The organism is Ensifer sp. YR511, assembly GCF_900103045.1.
GTDB lineage: Bacteria > Pseudomonadota > Alphaproteobacteria > Rhizobiales > Rhizobiaceae > Ensifer > Ensifer adhaerens.
This window is the reverse complement of record NZ_FNGR01000006.1, coordinates 308,126-325,717: the sequence shown is the minus strand read 5'-3', so window position 1 is coordinate 325,717 and position 17,592 is coordinate 308,126. Positions and strand designations below refer to the sequence as shown.

The following is a 17,592-nucleotide window of genomic DNA, read 5'->3' as shown; positions in this document are numbered from 1 at the left end:
CGGCGGCCAGTTCCGGCAGGGCGGCGCGAGGGCCGGAGGCCGGACTGAGACCGGGACTGGGTGCTGAGGCGGCGGTCAGGTCATGCGACATAGACATATCTCCGCCGGCTCCAGGCCTGGATCGAGTTGATGAGGAGCAGCATGGCAAACGAGATCGCCAGCATGACAGCGGCAATTGCTGTCGCAGCCGCATAGTTGAACTCTTCGAGCCGGATGACGATCAGCAGCGGCGCGATCTCCGAGACATAAGGCAGGTTGCCGGCGATGAAGATCACCGAGCCGTATTCGCCGACACCGCGGGCAAAGGCGAGCGCAAAGCCGGTGAGGCCGGCTGGCAAGAGCCCCGGCAGCAATACCCGGCTGATCGTCTGGAAGCGGCTGGCGCCAAGGGTGGCGGCAGCTTCCTCCACTTCCTTGTCGATCTCCTCCATGATCGGCTGCACGGTCCTGACGACGAAGGGCAGGCCGACGAAGATCAGGGCAATGACGATGCCGGCCGGGGTGAAGGCGATCTTGATGCCAAGTGGTTCCAGGAACTGGCCGATCCAGCCGTTCGGGGCATAGAGCGTCGTCAGCGCAATGCCGGCAACCGCGGTCGGCAGCGCAAACGGCAGGTCGACCATGGCGTCGATCACCCGTTTGCCGGGGAACCGGTAGCGCACCAATACCCAGGCGAGGATGACGCCGAAGACGAGATTGATAACGGCAGCGATAAAGGCCGTGCCGAAGGAGATCTTCAAGGCATTGAGCGTGCGCGGATCAAGCGCCAGCGCCACGAACTGCGCCCAGCCGAGCCCGCTGGCCCGAAACACCAGTCCCGACAACGGGATCAACACGATCAGAACCAGCCAGCTCAGCGTGATCCCGAGCGACAATCCAAATCCAGGCAAAACACTCGGCTGGCGAAATCGCCAGGGTGCAGTCTTCGTCGCATCCGTCAATGGCACTACCTTTGCAGTCTTTACGCGGCACGATGAAACGCGCTTCGCTCGAGGGCTCGGCCCGGCGCGACGCGAAGCAGCGCGCGCAGCCGGGCTCGCCGGCTGCGCGCGCTGTTCAGGTTTTATTGGCCCGGCTTGTAGAGCGTGTCGAAGACACCGCCGTCGCCGAAGAATTTCGGCTGGGCTTCTTTCCAGCCGCCGAAGTCTTCGATGGTGACGAGCTTCAGTTCGCCGAACCGCTTGATATCGGCCGGGTCTGCCGCTGCCGGCTTGAACGGCCGGTAGTAGTGCTTGGCCGCGATCTTCTGGCCGGCATCGCTGTAGAGGTAGCCGAGATAGGCTTCCGCCACCTTGCGTGTACCCTTCGTGTCGACGTTGCCGTCGACGAGCGCTACGGGCGGCTCCGCCTTGATCGAGATCGACGGCGTGACGATCTCGAACTTGTCGGGGCCGAGTTCCTCGAGCGACAGGTAGGCTTCGTTTTCCCAGGCGAGCAGCACGTCGCCGAGGCCGCGCTGCACGAAGGTCGTCGTAGCGCCACGCGCGCCGGTATCGAGCACCGGCACGTGCTTGAAGAGCTCGGTCACATATTCCTGCGCCTTGGCGTCGTCACCGCCATTGGCGGAGCGGCCATAGGCCCAGGCAGCGAGGAAGTTCCAGCGCGCGCCGCCCGAGGTCTTCGGGTTTGGCGTGATCACCTGGATATCGGGCTTGACCAGATCGCCCCAGTCCTTGATGCCCTTGGGGTTGCCCTTGCGCACCAGGAACACGATCGTCGACGTGTAGGGCGCGCTGTTGTTTTCGAACTTCGACTTCCAGTCTGCCGGGATCTTGCCGGTTTCCTTGGCGATCGCGTCGATGTCCGCTTCGAGCGCCAGCGTCACAACGTCGGCCTGCAGGCCGTCGATGACCGAGCGGGCCTGCTTGCCCGAACCGCCGTGCGACGTCTGGATCGTCACGGTCTCACCGGTGTCCGCCTTCCACTTCTCGGCAAAGGCAGCATTGAAGTCCTTGTAGAGTTCTCGTGTCGGATCATAAGACACGTTCAGGATCGTCGTGTCGGCAAACGCAACACTTGCAGCTCCCAGCTGCAGGCCTCCGAGCACGATTGCCAGTCCCACCATTCCGGTAATTCGTCCAAAGACCATTTCGACCTCCATTGGTTACCAGATAAAACTATCAATTTTGTCGACTGCTACAACGTAAACCGATGACGCCAGAAGCAGCTATGGGGAAATGTCCTATCGTTTTGTCGGGCTTTTCGGGAACGGTTTGCCTGCAACCGCCTCCGCGACCGCGCCAAACCAACGACAGAATACATGGAGAGCGCGAAGCCGCTGTCCAGAAAAAATGCGCGGCGGCGGAAATATTTGGCGCGCATCTGCGAGGAGGCGACGACGGCCGTGCTCGGCCGGCTGAACGCCGAAGGTTTCCTCGGTTACTGGTCGGCGGTTGCCGGGGGCGAAGCGGCCGACTCTCGCGACCGCGGCTATGCGGACGGGCTGGTCGGGGCGGAAAAGGTGGTGTTTTCGAGGATGCTGACCGAAGCTCCCTGGGAGCGCACGCGGATCGCGAATGGATCGGTGATGGACGTCGTTTCAGACCTCAAGGCGTCCGGCGAAGGTGACATTCTCGTCAACAGCAGCGCCAGCCTCATTAAGTCGCTCCTTTCGGCCGACATGATCGACAGGCCCTATCTGCTGATCTGCCTGGAGATTGCAGGAGGTGGCGCGCGGCTCTTCGAGGACGGCCTGCCGGGCACGACGTGGCGCGTTGCGCACCAGGAGACGGGTGAGCGGGGCAAGATCGCGCTCGTTTATGACCGGGTCCGCTGAGCGCGGAGCGTCAAGAGTGGCGGCGCGGCAAACGCGCCGCTCAACTATGGCGACCGTCTAAAGCACGTGGCCGCGCGCCACCACCGGCCAGATATCCTTCAGCCTGTCGCCTTCGACGATATGGACGGCATCGAACATGTTGGTCACGACGCAGGCGTGGTTCGGCACGATCCTCAGCTGCTCGCCGACCTTGAGCCCGATTGGCCCGTCGGTGACGAGGCGGCCGTGTTCCTCAGAGAGCTGGTCGATGCGGATGTCGTCGCGGCCGAGCACGTGACCGTAGCCGGTGAGGCCGAGTAGATCCGAGGTCAGCACCTTGCTGCCGGCATCGATGATGGCGCGGTTCTCGGAGGGGACCGAGACGACGGTCGCAAGCACCGTCAGCGCGCACTCGTCCCAGCCGGCGACGCCGCGCGAAACCAGCGAGCGGTCGTTGTAGATATAGGTTCCGGGGCGGTATTCGCTGGCAACAGGCGCGCCGTCGGCATGCATCATGCTCGGCGTGCCGCCTGAGGTGATGGCGGGGACAATGATGCCGTCGGCCTCGATCAACTGCTTCGCCTCGCTCATGAAGGCCTGGACCTTCGCCTGGCCGTTGACGGGCGGATAGGTCATCAGGCCGCCGAACACGAGCCCCTTTGCCTCTTCGATCCGGCGGGCGAGCTTGGCGGCCTCTGCCGGGGAGCCGACACCGCAGCGATCGGCGCCGGTGTTGCATTCGACAAGCACGTGCAGCGGCTTGTCCTTGTCGGCGAAATAGCCGGCGAGCCCGTCGATGACCGTTTCGCTGTCGGCGACGACCGAGAGCGAAACGCGGTCATTGAGCCGCTCCAGCCGCGCCATCTTGGCGTCGCCGAGAATGTTGTAGGTGATCAGCACGTCCTTGATCCGGTCGCTGCCCGCAACCATTGCCTCCGCCTCGGTGACCTTCTGGCAGGTGATGCCGATGGCGCCGGCTTGAAGTTGAAGCTCGGCCATCTGCGGCAGCTTGTGCGTCTTGATGTGGGGGCGCACGCGAATGCCGTGCTCATCCGCATAGGCCTGAAAGCGCTCGATGTTGCGCTTGGCAATTTCAAGATCGACGAGAACGGCCGGGGTTTCGATCGGCAGGGGCATCGCGACTCAACTCCTCTTGGGCGGCGCAGGATCGGGGCGAAACTACCTCAACTGCCCTTGACAAGATATGACCGCGGGCCTTTGATACGTCAATCCATTATTCAAGATTATGATGCATAGTAATAGAATAATGGTGGGGAGGCTAAAAAAGGGAGGAATGAAATGAGCAAGACCGTTTTTGCAGCGGCTGCCGTCGCAGTCATGGCTATGGCCGGCTCGGCCTTGGCCCAGGAGCCGGCGAGCAAGCTGGACGAAGTTATCGCCCGCGGCCATCTGGTCATGGGCACCGGCAGCACCAATGCGCCGTGGCATTTCAAAAGCGCCGACGACAAGCTGCAGGGCTTCGATGTCGACATGGGGCGCATCATCGCCAAGGCCCTCTTCGGCGATCCGGAGAAGATCGAGTTCGTCAACCAGTCGTCCGACGCCCGCATTCCGAACATCACCACCAACAAGGTGGACATCACCTGCCAGTTCATGACGGTGACCGGTGAGCGCGCGCAGCAGATCGCCTTCACCATTCCCTACTATCGCGAGGGCGTGGGCCTGATGCTGAAGGCCGACGGCAAATATGCCGATTACGCTGCGCTCAAGGCCGGCGGCTCGTCCGTCACCGTATCCGTCCTGCAGAACGTCTATGCCGAGGCCATGGTGCATGCCGCCTTGCCGGAAGCGACGGTCGACCAGTACGAGTCCGTCGACCTCATCTATCAGGCGCTGGAATCCGGTCGTGCCGACACGGTCGCCACCGACCAGTCGTCGCTCGCCTGGTACATGACGCAGAACCCCAACCGCTACAAGGATGCCGGCTACGGCTGGAACCCGCAGACCTATGCCTGCGGCGTCAAGCGCGGCGACCAGGACTGGTTGAACTTCGTCAACACCGCACTGCACGAGGCGATGACCGGCGTCGAGTTCGATTTCTATGCGAAGTCGTTCAAGACCTGGTTCGGCAAGGACCTTGCTCCGCCGCAGATCGGATTCCCGGTCGAGTACAAGTAAGCCTCTCCGGGGCGATCCCGCCGCCTGCGGGGTCGTCCTCCGTCCTTCGGCATGGGTGGCTGAAACATGGGCTATACTCTGAATTTTGCCGCCGTCTGGCGCTCTTTCGATCTTCTGCTCGAAGGGCTGGCGCTCAGTCTCGGCCTCGCATTCGCGGCAATCCTTGCGGGTTGCCTGATCGGTCTCGTCACCGCTTTCGGGCTGGTGTCGAAAAACCTGTTCCTGCGCAAGCCGGCCGGTCTCTATGTGACCGTCATCCGCAACACGCCGATCCTGGTGCTGGTGCTGTTCAGTTACTTCGCCTTGCCGCAGCTCGGCGTCAGGCTCGGCAAGATCGAGAGCTTCGTGCTGACGCTGGCGATCTATTCCGGCGCCTATCTCGCCGAAGTCTTCCGCGGTGGGCTGCTTTCAGTTCCGCCGGGGCAGCGCGAGGCGGGGCTGGCGATCGGGCTCACGGAAATGCAGATACGCACCTCGATCATCCTTCCCTTGATGCTGCGCAACGTCCTGCCATCCTTGAGCAGCACGATGATCTCGCTGTTCAAGGACACTTCGCTTGCAGCCGCGATCGCAGTACCCGAACTGACCTTCGAGGCGCGCAAGATCAATGTCGAGACCTTTCGGGTGATCGAAACCTGGATCGTTGCGAGCTGCCTCTATGTCGCCACCTGCTCGGTATTGGCTGCCTTTATGCGCGCGGTCGAGCGCCGTCTCTCCGTGCCGAGGTGATCGCCATGGATTTTCCAGCATTTCTCGACCAGCTCTGGCTCGCCCGCATTCCCTTGCTGAAGGGGCTTGGTGTCTCGATCTCGATCTCCTTCCTGTCGATCGTCGTCGGAACGGTGCTCGGCGTCTTCGTCGGCCTGGCGCTCACCTATGGCTATCGCCCGGTGCAATGGGTCGTGCGAGGCTATACGGATTTCATCCGTGGCACGCCGGTGCTGGTGCTCGTTCTGGCGAGCTACTATGTGCTTAGCACCGTCGGTATCGATCTCGGGCCCTTCCAGGCCGGCATCCTGGCGCTCTCGGTCTTCTGCAGTTCGCATGTCGGCGAACTCGTCCGCGGCGCCCTGCAGGCGATCCCGAAGGGGCAGACGGAGGCGGCGAAAGCCATCGGCCTGACATTCTCGCAGACCTTCGTCTACGTGCTCGGGCCGCAGGCGTTGCGGCAGGCGCTGCCGGCCTGGGTCAATACGGCGGCCGAGATGGTCAAGGCCTCGACGCTTCTGTCGATCATCGGCGTCGCCGAGCTTCTGCTTCGCACCCAGGAGCAGATCTCCCGCAGCTTCATGAGCCTGGAGTTCTATTTCTTCGCCGGCTTCCTCTATTTCGTCATCAACTACAGCATCGAGCGTTTCGGCCGTTACGTCGAACGCAAGACCGCTGTTCCATCCTGAGGCTTCGGCTCCGATGACCCAGACACTGCTTGAAATCCGTGACCTCCACAAACGCTACGGCGCCGTCGAAGTGCTGAAGGGCGTCGACTGCACCATGGCGCAAGGGGAGGTCATCTCCATCATCGGCTCCAGCGGCTCGGGCAAGACGACGATGCTGCGCTGTATCAACATGCTGGAGGAGTTCCAGGGCGGCTCGATCCGCATCGACGGCCAGGAGATCGGCTACGAGACCGTGGGCGGCCAACGCCGCCGCAAGAAGGAAAAGGAAATCGCCCGCCAGCGGGCGATGACCGGCATGGCCTTCCAGCAGTTCAACCTCTTCCCGCATATGACCGCGGCCAGAAACATCATGCTCGGCCTGATGAAGGTCCGCGGTATGGGACGCGATGAGGCGCGGGCGGTTGCCGAGAAATGGCTGGACCGTGTCGGGCTGCTCTCACGCATGGATCACTATCCCGGCCAGCTCTCCGGCGGCCAGCAGCAGCGCGTGGCGATCGCCCGGGCGATCGCAATGAACCCGAAGCTGATGCTGTTCGATGAAGTGACCTCGGCGCTCGATCCGGAACTCGTCAACGAGGTGCTGCAGGTGATCAAGGGGCTTGCCGAAGACGGCATGAGCATGCTGCTCGTCACCCACGAAATGCGCTTTGCCTATGAGGTCTCGACGCGCGTGATCTTCATGAACCAGGGCCGCATCGGCGAAGAGGGCAACCCGAAGCAAATGTTCGTGAAGCCGCAGACCGAGCGCCTGGCGGAGTTCCTGAAAAGCTCGTCGTTCAATTGATGTGGGGGCTATGATCGGGCCGGCCGCCGCGGCAGCGACGGTCGGCTCTTGTTCGTCGCGAAAGGCTCAGCCTTTCGCCAGCGACCGGCCGCTTTGCGGATCAAAGAGATGCAGCGCATCCGCCTCGATGCTAAAGGCGCGCTCGTCACCGGCCAGAAGCGAGCTGCGCGGTGGCAGGCAGGCGGTGATGCGCTGCTCACCGATCCGTGCCGTGGTGACAAGTTCTGGGCCTGTCAGTTCGACCACTTCGACGCGCGCCTTGAATTGCGGCGCAGTCTCGTCGCTGGAGGCCAGCCGCAGCGCTTCTGGGCGGATGCCGATCTTGACGCGCTGACCATCGGAGACCACACCGCGAAAATGGGGCGGCAGGGCGATTGCCTGATCACCGCCGGCGATCGTCACCTGGCCCTGAGCAACGGTCGCATCCAAGATGTTCATCGGCGGCGAGCCGACGAAGCCGGCGACATAGAGCGTGGCGGGCCGGTCGTAGATCTCTTCCGGCGTGCCCAGTTGCTCGATCCTCCCGTCGCGCATGACGGCGATACGGGTCGCAAGCGTCATCGCCTCGATCTGGTCGTGGGTGACGTAGACGACAGTCGTCTTCAGCATCTGGTGCAGGCGCTTGAGCTCGGTGCGCATTTCCATGCGCAGCTTGGCGTCGAGGTTTGACAGCGGCTCGTCGAAGAGGAAGACCTGCGGATTGCGCACCAGTGCGCGGCCGATCGCGACGCGTTGGCGCTGGCCGCCGGAGAGCTGGCTTGGCTTGCGCTCGAGCAGGTTCTCGATTTGCAACAGCTTGGCGGTTTCTTTTACCGCCTTCTCGCGTTCCGCGACCGGAACCTTGCGCATCTCCAGGCCGAAGCCGATGTTCCGCGCAACGCTCATGTTCGGGTAGAGCGCATAGGACTGGAACACCATGGCGATGTCGCGATCCTTCGGATGCGCGCCCAGAATTGAGCGCTCGCCGATGCGGATGTCACCGCCGCTTGGCTCCGCCAGTCCGGCGATGATGTTGAGAAGCGTGGACTTGCCGCAGCCGGATGAGCCGAGAAGGACCAGGAACTCGCCGCTTTCGAGCGCGATGTCGATGCCCTTCAGCGTCTCGACTTCGCCATAGCGCTTGTGAATGTTCTCTATGGCAAGAGCGCTCATGCGCCGGTCTCCTGAAGGTAGGACGAAAGCGGTTGGCCGTAGCTGCGCGGCAGGGTGGAGATCGCCTCGGAAGCGATGGCGACGCCGGTGCGCAGACAGGCTTCGAGCGGCATTTCGGCGGCAAGTGCCGCGAGGAAGCCTGCATTGAAGACGTCGCCGGCGCCGATCGTGTCGACCACGGTGACGACGGGTGCTGGCGACGATGAAAGGCGGCCTTCCGCGTCAATGGCGATCGCGCCGTGTGGTCCGCGCTTGACGACGACGATCGCGTCTTCGGGCATATGTTTTCGGAGTTCGCCTGCCGCCTCGGCCGGGTCGGTGACACCCGTCAGCGTCGTCGTTTCGACCTCGTTGAACAGCGCGAGCCGGCAGCGCTTCATCCAGCCGATGGTCGCGGCGCAGTTCGCCTCCGTCCAGCCGTCGAGCGGCCAGCCAGTGTCGAGTGCCACCGCAATGTCGTGCGCATCGGCCCAGTCGAAGAAACGATCGTATTCGGCCGTCAATGCGTCCGTCAGGAACGAGCCGGTCAGAAGCGCGTAGCCGCCGCGCAGCTTCTCGCCCTCGAGCATCGCCCGGACTTCCTCGAAGGTGAGGAGCGGCAGATGTCCGCGCGTGGTGAAGAAGGTGCGCTCGCCGTCGGGATGGGTAATGCCGACCGAGAGCGTGGTCCCGACATTTTCGACCGGCCACGCCTCGGACCGCTCGGGAAAGGCCTGCCTCAGCCAGGTGCCGAACTGGTCGTTGCCGACATTGGCCGCGATTGCGTAGTCGACGCCGAGCGAATCCCAGGCGAGCGCGCTGTTGCCGGCGCAGCCGCCGACGCGCAACTCGTCATGGTCGACGATGATTTCGGTTCCAGCTTTCGGCCAGGGGGCCGCCGGCCCGAGGATGAGGTCGACATTGGCGTTGCCGACCACGGCAAGAGGACGCATCGTTATTCGCTCCGGGTAATCTTGGTCGAGCGCACGGGGGTGCCGGCATTTTCGACGCGGGCCGCCGCAAAGGCGATCATGAAGGACTGGGCGACCGGCAGCATGGCAAAGATTGCCGCGAGGCCAGTGGCCGGCGCAAAGGGAATGGTGGTGACACCATCGCTCGCCGCCTCGCCGGAAGCGTCGAAGACGATGACCGGCGAACCGGCTTCGGCGGCCGAGATCGCCATAGCGCGAACGAGCCCGGCGGTTGCATCCGCTCCACGGAAGAGAACGACGCCAACCGAAGGGCCGAGCATTTCCATAGGCCCATGCCGGAGCTGACCGCCTTCGAGCGAGAAACAGGGCAGGCGCGAGAGTTCGGTCAAGCCGAGACCGATCGCCTCTGCGAGGCCCTGCAGGCGACGGCCTGAGGTGACGACGGAGCGGACGTTGCTCAGGGCGGCAAGCGCTGCGGACGTATCCGGCGATTGCGGGTTTTCCAACGCGGAAAGCGCTTCGCCGGTGTCATCGCCGAGGGCTGCGAGGACGGAGAGGTGCAGGGCGAAGCTGATTGTCAGGCTGCGGGTAGCAGCAAAGGCCTTTTCGGTGCCGCCGACGCCGACCAGCGAAGGCGCGTTGCTGGCGAGGAAGGAGCCACCTTCCAGCGTCAACCCGAACGTGTGCGGCGTTCCGCCATCGGTCTCGGCGAACCAGCGCAGCACTTCGGCGCTTTCGCCGGACTGCGAAGTGATGAGGATCGTCTTGTCCTCGATCGACAGCGGCTGGCCGAGCTGCTCTGAAAGCGGCAGGGCGACGGCGTCGATGCCATGAGCGCGGTAGAGCGGTTCGACAGCGCGGCCGACCGCATGCGAGCCGCCCATGCCGAGCAGCAAGAGTTTGCCGGTCGCTTTCAGCGAGCGGGCAATCTCTGCGGCGCGCGGCGCTGCGCCGCGGACGGAGGCGACCGCATCGGCGGCCTGGCGCGCCATTTCACGATCGATTGCGGCGAGCCCTGCGGGGCGTTCCGAAGTGGTCATGGCCGTCATCCCTTCACACCGCCGCTGGTAAGCCCGGAGATCAGGGCACGTTGCATGACGAGGCCGATCAGTACCGGGGGCAGGGCGGCCAGCACCCCGGCTGTGGCGATCAGCCCGTAATCGGAGACACGGCCGCCGGCGAGATCGGAAATGGCAACCGTAAGCGTCTTGGCGCGCAGGTCCGACGTGAAGAGCAGCGCGTAGAAGAATTCATCCCAGGCAAGCAGGAAGGCAAAGAGTGCCGATGTCGCCATGACGGGTGCTGCGAGCGGCAGGGTGATGAGCCTCAGGATCTGGTCGAGGCGGGCGCCGTCGATCATCGCGGCACTCTCGATCTCCTTGGGAATGGAATCAAAGCCGGATTTCAGCAGCCAGGTGGTGAAGGGCGCGAGGATGGTAAGGTAGACGAGGGCCAGGCCGAACACCGAATTCAGAAGCCCGAGATAGGCAAGCCCCATGTAGAGCGGCACTGCGAGCGCCACCGGCGGCAGCATGTAGGTGGCGATCACCGCATAGAGCGACCAGGAGACATTTGACGTGCGCGACACCGCCCAGGCGGCCGGAATGGCGACCGCGATCGCTGCCAGCGTCGCCATGCCGGCGACCTTCAGGCTGTTGAACAGCGAAGCGGTAAAGGCCGCACCCGCGCTGTTCTCGATCGTCGAGAGAAGCAGCCGGTAGCGCGAGAGGTCGATTTCCTCCGGCCACCAGTTGAGCGGCTTCGCCGAGAGGTCGGCGGCCGACGAGATGCTCATGACGAAGAGCCAGAGGATGGGGGCGAGAATGATTGCCGCCAAGAGCAGTGCTGCCGCATAGACGAAAACGGTAAAGAGTGGGCTTTGGCGTTCCATCACGAGGCTCCCGCGGCTTTGCGCACCATGGCCGCGTAGGCAACGGCGAGCACGGTGACGAGCAGGGTGACGATCAGCGCCAGCGACGCGCCGGATCCCGCCCGCTGGAAGGAGAAGGCTTCCTGATAGACCAGGATCGACAGGGTGCGGGTGCTGTTGGCCGGACCACCGCGCGTCATCACCCAGATGAGGTCGAAGACCTTGAACGCCTCGATGGTGCGCAGCACCAGCGCAACCAGCAGCGGGCCTGCGAGATAGGGCATGATCACGTAGCGGAAACGGTTGAAGGGCCCCGCGCCATCGACGAGCGAGGCGGCGGTGATATCTCGCGGCACGGCCTGGAGGGCGGCAAGCGCGATCAGCGCGACCAGCGGAAAGTTCTTCCAGCAATCGGCGACGATCAATGCCGCCAGCGCCGAGCCGGGTTCGCCGAGCCAGGAGCGGTAGCTGTCGATCACTCCGAACTGCAACAGGGCGGCGTTCAGCGCGCCGTATTCCGGGTTGTAGATCAGCCGCCACAGCGTGGCATTGACCACGGTCGGCAGCGCCCAGGGCAGGATCATCAGGGCTCTGAGCGCCGTGCGGCCGCGGAATTGCTGGTTGAGCAGCAGGGCTGCGAGTACGCCCAGCACCATTTCCGCGGTAACGGAGACGACCGCGAACCAGGTCGTCGTGATGAACGCACGCTGGAAATTCGAGCCGCCAAGCATCTTGGCATAATTGTCGAAGCCGACGAACGTGCCTTCGGTGCCGACGAGCTTGGCGTCGGTGAAGGAAAGCCTGATCGTGTCGATCAACGGCCAGCCGATGACGGCGATCATCACCGCCAGCAGTGGCAGCATGAGCAGCCATGCGCGCGTTGTTATCCAGGTGCCGGACATAGGATGGAAACCTTCTCGGGCCTAGGGAGCCCCGTCATGCTATCGCATATTGCCCCGGACCGTAATCGACCCAAGCGAATGATGCGCCAAATCAAAGTGTTAAAGCGTTGCGGCGGCGCCGCCAATTCCCGCGGTCCCCGGGCGGTTTCCCGCCCGGGGCTTGGGAGGGCGGCTCAAAGGCCGCTGTTTTCGGCCGCCGTCTTCAGGGCGTCTTCGGCCGAGGCTTGGCCAAGAAGCGCTTCCTGGATCGCCTGTTGAAGGGCGGTCGAAAGTTCCTGGTACTTGGGGGTTGTCGGACGCGGATACATGGCAGCGAGGCCAAGCTTGGCAGCACCGATCAGCTCTTCCTGGCCCTTGGTGACGCTGGCGTCCTCATAGGAGGAGGCCCAGATCGGCAGGCTGAGCTTGGCGTAGGTGTTCTGCGTCTGCTGCGAGGTCATGTAGACGATGTACTTCCAGGCATCGTCCGGGTTCTTGCTGGTCGAGGTGACGCCGAGGCCCATCGAGCCGTTGACAGCCGAGACTTCGCTCTTGCCGGCCACGCCCGGTGCCGGCACGACGCCGACCTTGCCCGCGACCTTGCTTTCCTTCGGATCGTTGGCGAGGTTGTACATGTAGGTCCAGTTGAGAGCGAAGGCGGCTTCGCCGTTCTGGAACACCTTGCGCACGTCCTCCTCCAGGAATTCCTTGGAGTTCGGGTTGGTCAGGCCCGAGGTGTAGCTCGTCACCATGTAGTTGAGCGCGTCGAGACCGCCGCCAGAGGTGAAGGCCGGCTTGCCGCCATCGATGAACTTGCCGCCATAGGCGCTGACAAGCGTGGTGTAGTCGCAGATCGCGGCTTCGGCCTGCGACCAGCTCCAGGCGATCGGGGTTGCGAGCAGACCCTTGTCCTTGATGACCTTGGCCTGTTCGGCAAGCTCGTCCCAGGTCTTCGGCGGTGCCTTGATGCCGGCCTTCTCCAGGATTTCCTTGTTGTAGAACAGGTACTTGGTGTCGAGGATCCAGGGCATGCCGTAGCGCTTGCCGTCATATTCGACCGTCGTCCAGGCGCCGGGCAGCACGCCGGACTTCATCTCGTCGGTGATGCGGTCGGTGACGTCGACGAGCACCTTGTTGGCGGCATATTCGGCCGGCCAGATCACGTCGAAGAGCACGACGTCGTAGCCGCCGCCGGAGCCCTGTGCCAGCACGGTCTTGTCGTGCAGGCCTTCATAGGGAACGAATTCGAGATTGACCTTCACATCCGGGTTGGCCTTGGTGAAGGCCTCGGTCATGGCGCGTACATCCGCCTCGCTATAGGCGGCCTGCGCCATGAACAGTGCGTTGAGCGTCGTTTCAGCATGCGCGTGGCCAGCGAATGAGACGCCGGCAAGGGTCGCGCAAAGCAGCGTCGTTCTTATGGATTTCAACATTCCTACCTCCCAATGACATAAGCGTTTCAGATTTCCCGGCATGCCTTATGCGGCACGCCGCATGCGAGAAGTCCGCTCTTCACAAAGCGGCTGTCGACATAACAATTGGAGCGCTCGCGGTCGGTCCTGCCGCCGCTGTCGTTCCCCCGAAGCTCTTTTCGGCTTCTATTAAGTCAATTGTCTTGACTTATTTTTTGTTCAATATTCTAACAGTGTCAAGAGGGGTTTTTGGATGAACGATATGCGCCTGATCCGGGCGAAGAGCGGCACCAATCAGGAGGGGACGAGCGCGCATAACCGCCGCGTCATGATCGACGCGTTGCGACTGAACGGCCAATTGTCCCGCGCGGAACTTGCCCGCGCGACGGCGCTGACGAAGCAGACCGTTTCCAACATCATCGAGGATCTGGAGCGCGACGGGCTGGTCGAGTCACTGCAAGCAGTGCGTAATGGCCGCGGGCAGCCTTCGACGCCCTACCGGCTGGTGCCGGAAGGCGCGTTCGCAATCGGGCTGCAGATCGACCGGCACGTGACGCGTACGATCGCGGTCGATCTCGTCGGCCGGGTGCTCGCCCGCGGCGAGGCCAACCTGCCGGCCGGCGGGCCGGCGACCGGGGTCAGGACCATCCTGGAGCTGATCGAAAAGACCCGCCGTGACCTGACGGCGCTTGCGCCGCATTCGGAGGATCGCCTGGTCGGGCTTGGTGCTGCCATGCCGGGTCCCTTCGGCGTGGAGGCCGATGCCGACGACCCCTGGATGATGGCCGCCTGGCAGAACTTTCCGTTGCTCGAAACGCTTGCCGCGGGCACCGGGCTCGATGTCGGCCTGCAGAATGACGCCGCTGCAGCCGCCACCGCCGAGCGTATGGTCGGGGCGGCGCATGGCGTCGATCATGCGATCTGCATTTACTTCGGCTATGGCCTCGGCGCGGGCCTGATCCTCAACGGCGAACTCTATCGCGGCGCGAACGGCAATGCCGGCGAGATCGGCATGATCCTCAGCCTGCCGCGCGGGGCCAGCTCCGACGAGCGCATGCCGCTCGAACACCGCGCCTCGATCGCTTCGCTGTGCAAGCTTCTCGACCTCGACCCGGCCGATCCGGACCTCTATGCACGCATCGATGCTGTGGCAGAGAGCCCCGACCAAAGGCTGCTGCGGTGGATCGACGCCGCTGCCTTTGAAATGCGCGCGGCTGTTCAGGCGCTGGAAACGATCTTCGACCCGCAGACGGTGATCCTCTGCGGTGGCCTGCCGCCGGGCCTTGCGCGCCTGTTGACCGACGCGATGATGCCGCTGCTTCCGTCGATCGCCGACCGGCGAGACCGTACACTTCCTCGGCTGCAGGTCGGCTTCACCGACCCCTGGGCGGTGGCGATCGGCGCTGCCGCCGAGCCGATCAGCCGGACCTTCGATCCGCGCTTTTCCGCGATCCTCAAGACCCGGGCCGGCGCCGCCGTCTGACCGCCGGCTTTAGACGATCAGGTCCGGGGTTCGTCCAGACGGGCGAGTTCCGCAAATTCGGTGCCGAGAAAATCGAGCAGGGCGCGGACGGAGGGAAGCAGGCCGCGCCGCGACGGGAAGGCAGCATGAATGATGCCGGCCTTCGGCGCCCAATCGGGCAGCACGTCGACAAGCGTGCCGTCCTTCAGGTCCTGCCGCACGACCATGGTCGGCAGCTGGCAGATGCCGACGCCGTTGAGCGCGGCGAGCCGCAGGGCCACCATGTCTTCGGTTACGAGGCGTGGCCGATGTCGGACGATCGCGGTCGCGCCGTTGGGACCGTCGAGCCGCCAGTCGTGGCTTTGGCGGTCGGGGTTCCAGGCAAGGCTCGGCAGGCCGCCGAGATCCGCCGGTGCCGGCGGGTTGCTCAAACCGGCAAGCAGCCTGGGGCTGGCGACCAGCCTTTGTTTGCTCTCGGCGAACCGCTTGACGACGAGATCGCTTTCCTCGAGCGGCGGGAAGCGCACGCGGATGGCGACATCGATGCTTTCGCGCAGGACGTCGACGCGGCGATTGGTGCTTTCGAGCACCACCTCGACCTTCGGGCATTCGGCCATGAAGCGCGCGATCATCTCGCCCACCTGGAAATAGACGACCGACGACGGGCAGCTGACATGAACCACGCCCTGCGGTTCGGAACGGGTGCGGTCGATCATTTCCTGCGCCGCCTCGGCCTCCACCAGCATGGCGACGCAGTGGCGGTAATATTCCCGTCCGATCTCGGTGATGACGAAGTGGCGCGTCGAGCGCTGCACCAGCCGCACCCCGAGGCGCTCTTCGAGAAGGCCGATGCGACGGCTCAGGCGCGAGCGCGGCATGTTCAGTTTCCGGGCCGCGGCGGCAAAGCCGTTCTGTTCGACGACGTCGACGAACAGCTTGAGATCGTTCAAATCCTGCATGGGCGTTTGTCCTGTTTTCAGGACACTGTAGACCGATATGGCTGTCTACCGCCAGATTTGGTGCAGACGTATCTTCCCTCCAACGCTCTCGCTGACATGGCGAGACCAAGGAGAAACAGCCATGAGAAAGATACTCGGCATCTTCGGGAATGCGCATCCGCATTGGGTTGGTGATGGCTTCCCGGTCCGTTCGCTGCTGGCGCGCGACCGCGCCGGCGATCATGTGAGCCCGTTCCTTCTGCTCGACTATGCTGGGCCGATGAATTTTGCCCCTGGTGTCACGCCGCGCGGCGTCGGTGTGCATCCGCACCGCGGCTTCGAGACGGTGACGATCGTCTACCAGGGCGAGGTCGACCATCGCGACTCCGCCGGCAATGGCGGCCATATCGGTCCGGGTGACGTGCAATGGATGACGGCTGCGGGCGGTATCCTGCATGAGGAGTTCCATTCGGAGCGCTTCACACGCGAAGGCGGCACGCTCGAAATGGTGCAGCTCTGGGTCAACCTGCCGGCCGCCCACAAGAGTGTCGATCCCGGCTACCAGACCTTGCTCGATCGCGACATTCCGACGGTCAGCCTGCCGGATGGTGCGGGATCGCTCAGGGTGATCGCCGGAAGCTACGCCGGAACGCAAGGGCCGGCGCGCACCTTCACGCCAATCAACCTCTGGGACCTGCGCCTGAAGCAGCGAGGCTCGCTCAGCCTCGATCTACCCGAGGGCCATTCGCTCGGCCTCGCGGTCCTGCGCGGTAATGTGCTCGTCAACGGTAGCGATCTTGTGGGAGAGGCGCAATTCGTTCTCTTCGGCCGCGACGGGGGCGGCATTACGCTGGACGCCAATTCAGATGCGACGGCGCTCATCTTGACCGGCGAACCGATCGACGAACCGGTCGCCATGTACGGCCCCTTCGTCATGAACACCGAACAGGAAATCAGGCAGGCGATGACGGACTTCCAGTCCGGTCGATTCGGCAAGATCGCGAGCGTTTAGCCGCGCGAGACCGCATCGCGAACACGGAATGAACCACGACTGAACAGGAGACCGGGCGGTGCCGCCCCTCAATCCCAACGCCGAAGCGCAGGTATGCGCTTCGGGGAACCCGAACGCATGCCTGCTTCCCGAATGCAGCCATGCGATCAAGCCAACAAGGAGCAAGACCATGACACCTGCAAACTTCAACGGACAGCGCCCGGTTATCGATCCCGATGATGCGGTGATGCTTTTGATCGACCACCAGAGCGGCCTGTTCCAGACCGTCAACGACATGCCGATGCCGAAGCTTCGGGCCCATGCGGCAGCGCTTGCCAGCATGGCGACGCTGACGAAAATGCCGGTCATCACCACGGCCTCCGTGCCGCAGGGCCCGAACGGCCCGTTGATCCCGGAAATCCATGCCAATGCCCCGCATGCCAAGTATGTCGCCCGCCGCGGCGAGATCAACGCCTGGGACAATCCGGACTTCGTCGCCGCCGTCAAGGAAACCGGCCGCAAGACCCTGATCATCGCCGGCACGATCACCAGCGTCTGCATGGCCTTCCCGGCGATCAGCGCCGTGCATGACGGCTACAAGGTCTTCGTCGTCGTCGACGCTTCGGGCACCTATTCGAAGATGGCTGAGGAGATCACCCTTGCCCGTGTCGTTCAGGCCGGCGTGGTGCCGATGGATACGGCAGCCGTCGCCTCCGAACTGCAGCGCACATGGCACCGCGACGACGCCCAGCAGTGGGCCGAGATCTACACCAAGATCTTCCCGGAATATCAGCTGCTGATCGAGAGCTACCTCAAGGCCCAGCAGGTCGAGAAGGATCAGGAACAGCTCGACTCGCAGCGCGGCTAAGGCCCGCGTCGGGCAAGCGAATGAAACACCCA

At 63.7% G+C, this 17,592-nt stretch carries 18 protein-coding genes; 8 read left to right on the top strand and 10 right to left on the bottom strand.

The window, feature by feature from the left end; translation table 11 throughout:
- Window positions 1-80: 80 nt before the first annotated feature.
- The gene (gene cysT, locus BLU15_RS14490; RefSeq protein WP_210336617.1) at window positions 81-941 is read right to left on the bottom strand and encodes a sulfate ABC transporter permease subunit CysT; all 861 of its coding nucleotides are present in this window, start codon (window positions 939-941) and stop codon (window positions 81-83) included.
- A gap of 122 nt (window positions 942-1,063) precedes the next feature.
- Entirely contained in the window at window positions 1,064-2,101 is a 1,038-nt protein-coding gene (locus BLU15_RS14485) for a sulfate ABC transporter substrate-binding protein (RefSeq protein ID WP_371589933.1), read from the bottom strand.
- A 159-nt stretch (window positions 2,102-2,260) separates the two neighbouring features.
- Here BLU15_RS14485 and BLU15_RS14480 point away from each other — a divergent pair, with 159 nt between their 5' ends.
- Complete coding sequence (locus BLU15_RS14480; RefSeq protein WP_090296055.1) at window positions 2,261-2,776, top strand: dihydrofolate reductase family protein; 516 nt, start codon at window positions 2,261-2,263, stop codon at window positions 2,774-2,776.
- Window positions 2,777-2,833: 57 nt separating this feature from the next.
- On the opposite strand, the gene BLU15_RS14475 is transcribed toward BLU15_RS14480, so the two are convergent.
- Entirely contained in the window at window positions 2,834-3,892 is a 1,059-nt protein-coding gene (locus tag BLU15_RS14475; protein WP_090296052.1) for a D-TA family PLP-dependent enzyme, read from the bottom strand.
- A 162-nt stretch (window positions 3,893-4,054) separates the two neighbouring features.
- On the opposite strand from BLU15_RS14475, the gene BLU15_RS14470 reads away from it, so the two are divergent.
- The 4 genes from BLU15_RS14470 to BLU15_RS14455 all read left to right on the top strand — a co-directional run bounded on the left by BLU15_RS14470 (window position 4,055) and on the right by BLU15_RS14455 (window position 7,075).
- Window positions 4,055-4,894 (top strand): transporter substrate-binding domain-containing protein, encoded by an 840-nt coding sequence (locus tag BLU15_RS14470; protein ID WP_060521812.1) that lies wholly within the window; start codon window positions 4,055-4,057, stop codon window positions 4,892-4,894.
- Window positions 4,895-4,960: 66 nt separating this feature from the next.
- Window positions 4,961-5,623 (top strand): amino acid ABC transporter permease, encoded by a 663-nt coding sequence (locus BLU15_RS14465; protein ID WP_090296049.1) that lies wholly within the window; start codon window positions 4,961-4,963, stop codon window positions 5,621-5,623.
- A 5-nt stretch (window positions 5,624-5,628) separates the two neighbouring features.
- Window positions 5,629-6,291 carry an amino acid ABC transporter permease gene (locus tag BLU15_RS14460; protein ID WP_034799100.1) on the top strand — a complete coding sequence of 221 codons (663 nt, stop codon included), beginning with the start codon at window positions 5,629-5,631 and terminating at the stop codon, window positions 6,289-6,291.
- A 13-nt stretch (window positions 6,292-6,304) separates the two neighbouring features.
- Complete coding sequence (locus tag BLU15_RS14455; protein ID WP_034799101.1) at window positions 6,305-7,075, top strand: amino acid ABC transporter ATP-binding protein; 771 nt, start codon at window positions 6,305-6,307, stop codon at window positions 7,073-7,075.
- A gap of 66 nt (window positions 7,076-7,141) precedes the next feature.
- Here the strand turns inward: BLU15_RS14455 and BLU15_RS14450 are convergent, their stop codons facing one another.
- From BLU15_RS14450 to BLU15_RS14425, 6 genes are all read right to left on the bottom strand, one after another.
- Window positions 7,142-8,227: an ABC transporter ATP-binding protein gene (locus BLU15_RS14450; protein WP_090296047.1), complete on the bottom strand. Its 1,086-nt coding sequence runs from the start codon at window positions 8,225-8,227 to the stop codon at window positions 7,142-7,144.
- A complete protein-coding gene (locus tag BLU15_RS14445) occupies window positions 8,224-9,159 on the bottom strand; it encodes a carbohydrate kinase family protein (protein ID WP_060586063.1) in 936 nt (311 codons plus the stop codon). The genes BLU15_RS14450 and BLU15_RS14445 overlap by 4 nt, the downstream gene beginning before the upstream one ends.
- A 2-nt stretch (window positions 9,160-9,161) precedes the next feature.
- A complete protein-coding gene (locus tag BLU15_RS14440; protein WP_089043819.1) occupies window positions 9,162-10,178 on the bottom strand; it encodes an SIS domain-containing protein in 1,017 nt (338 codons plus the stop codon).
- Between the two features lie 5 nt (window positions 10,179-10,183).
- Window positions 10,184-11,029 carry a carbohydrate ABC transporter permease gene (locus BLU15_RS14435; RefSeq protein ID WP_034799119.1) on the bottom strand — a complete coding sequence of 282 codons (846 nt, stop codon included), beginning with the start codon at window positions 11,027-11,029 and terminating at the stop codon, window positions 10,184-10,186.
- Window positions 11,029-11,910, bottom strand: a complete 882-nt coding sequence (locus BLU15_RS14430; RefSeq protein WP_034799121.1) for a carbohydrate ABC transporter permease — start codon at window positions 11,908-11,910, stop codon at window positions 11,029-11,031. The genes BLU15_RS14435 and BLU15_RS14430 overlap by 1 nt, the downstream gene beginning before the upstream one ends.
- Window positions 11,911-12,083: 173 nt before the next feature.
- The gene (locus BLU15_RS14425) at window positions 12,084-13,322 is read right to left on the bottom strand and encodes an extracellular solute-binding protein (protein WP_034799124.1); all 1,239 of its coding nucleotides are present in this window, start codon (window positions 13,320-13,322) and stop codon (window positions 12,084-12,086) included.
- Between the two features lie 232 nt (window positions 13,323-13,554).
- Between BLU15_RS14425 and BLU15_RS14420 the strand changes: the two genes are divergently transcribed.
- Complete coding sequence (locus BLU15_RS14420) at window positions 13,555-14,784, top strand: ROK family transcriptional regulator (protein WP_034799127.1); 1,230 nt, start codon at window positions 13,555-13,557, stop codon at window positions 14,782-14,784.
- A gap of 17 nt (window positions 14,785-14,801) precedes the next feature.
- Here the strand turns inward: BLU15_RS14420 and BLU15_RS14415 are convergent, their stop codons facing one another.
- Window positions 14,802-15,722, bottom strand: a complete 921-nt coding sequence (locus BLU15_RS14415; RefSeq protein WP_060601599.1) for a LysR substrate-binding domain-containing protein — start codon at window positions 15,720-15,722, stop codon at window positions 14,802-14,804.
- 121 nt (window positions 15,723-15,843) lie between these two features.
- On the opposite strand from BLU15_RS14415, the gene BLU15_RS14410 reads away from it, so the two are divergent.
- Complete coding sequence (locus BLU15_RS14410; RefSeq protein ID WP_034799131.1) at window positions 15,844-16,713, top strand: pirin family protein; 870 nt, start codon at window positions 15,844-15,846, stop codon at window positions 16,711-16,713.
- A 169-nt stretch (window positions 16,714-16,882) separates the two neighbouring features.
- On the top strand, window positions 16,883-17,560 hold the full coding sequence (locus BLU15_RS14405; RefSeq protein ID WP_034799134.1) for an isochorismatase family protein: 678 nt from the start codon (window positions 16,883-16,885) through the stop codon (window positions 17,558-17,560).
- Window positions 17,561-17,592: the final 32 nt, after the last annotated feature.

Coding starts and splice junctions, on each gene's coding strand:
- BLU15_RS14460 (WP_034799100.1), top strand. CDS start 5,629: ATGGATTTTCCAGCATTTCTCGACCAGCTCTGGCTCGCCCGCATTCCC.
- BLU15_RS14470 (WP_060521812.1), top strand. CDS start 4,055: ATGAGCAAGACCGTTTTTGCAGCGGCTGCCGTCGCAGTCATGGCTATG.
- BLU15_RS14425 (WP_034799124.1), bottom strand. CDS start 13,322: ATGTTGAAATCCATAAGAACGACGCTGCTTTGCGCGACCCTTGCCGGC.
- BLU15_RS14405 (WP_034799134.1), top strand. CDS start 16,883: ATGACACCTGCAAACTTCAACGGACAGCGCCCGGTTATCGATCCCGAT.
- BLU15_RS14485 (WP_371589933.1), bottom strand. CDS start 2,101: ATGGAGGTCGAAATGGTCTTTGGACGAATTACCGGAATGGTGGGACTG.
- BLU15_RS14420 (WP_034799127.1), top strand. CDS start 13,555: ATGAACGATATGCGCCTGATCCGGGCGAAGAGCGGCACCAATCAGGAG.
- BLU15_RS14435 (WP_034799119.1), bottom strand. CDS start 11,029: ATGGAACGCCAAAGCCCACTCTTTACCGTTTTCGTCTATGCGGCAGCA.
- BLU15_RS14415 (WP_060601599.1), bottom strand. CDS start 15,722: ATGCAGGATTTGAACGATCTCAAGCTGTTCGTCGACGTCGTCGAACAG.
- BLU15_RS14445 (WP_060586063.1), bottom strand. CDS start 9,159: ATGCGTCCTCTTGCCGTGGTCGGCAACGCCAATGTCGACCTCATCCTC.
- BLU15_RS14440 (WP_089043819.1), bottom strand. CDS start 10,178: ATGACCACTTCGGAACGCCCCGCAGGGCTCGCCGCAATCGATCGTGAA.
- BLU15_RS14430 (WP_034799121.1), bottom strand. CDS start 11,910: ATGTCCGGCACCTGGATAACAACGCGCGCATGGCTGCTCATGCTGCCA.
- BLU15_RS14450 (WP_090296047.1), bottom strand. CDS start 8,227: ATGAGCGCTCTTGCCATAGAGAACATTCACAAGCGCTATGGCGAAGTC.
- BLU15_RS14455 (WP_034799101.1), top strand. CDS start 6,305: ATGACCCAGACACTGCTTGAAATCCGTGACCTCCACAAACGCTACGGC.
- BLU15_RS14410 (WP_034799131.1), top strand. CDS start 15,844: ATGAGAAAGATACTCGGCATCTTCGGGAATGCGCATCCGCATTGGGTT.
- BLU15_RS14480 (WP_090296055.1), top strand. CDS start 2,261: ATGGAGAGCGCGAAGCCGCTGTCCAGAAAAAATGCGCGGCGGCGGAAA.
- BLU15_RS14475 (WP_090296052.1), bottom strand. CDS start 3,892: ATGCCCCTGCCGATCGAAACCCCGGCCGTTCTCGTCGATCTTGAAATT.
- BLU15_RS14465 (WP_090296049.1), top strand. CDS start 4,961: ATGGGCTATACTCTGAATTTTGCCGCCGTCTGGCGCTCTTTCGATCTT.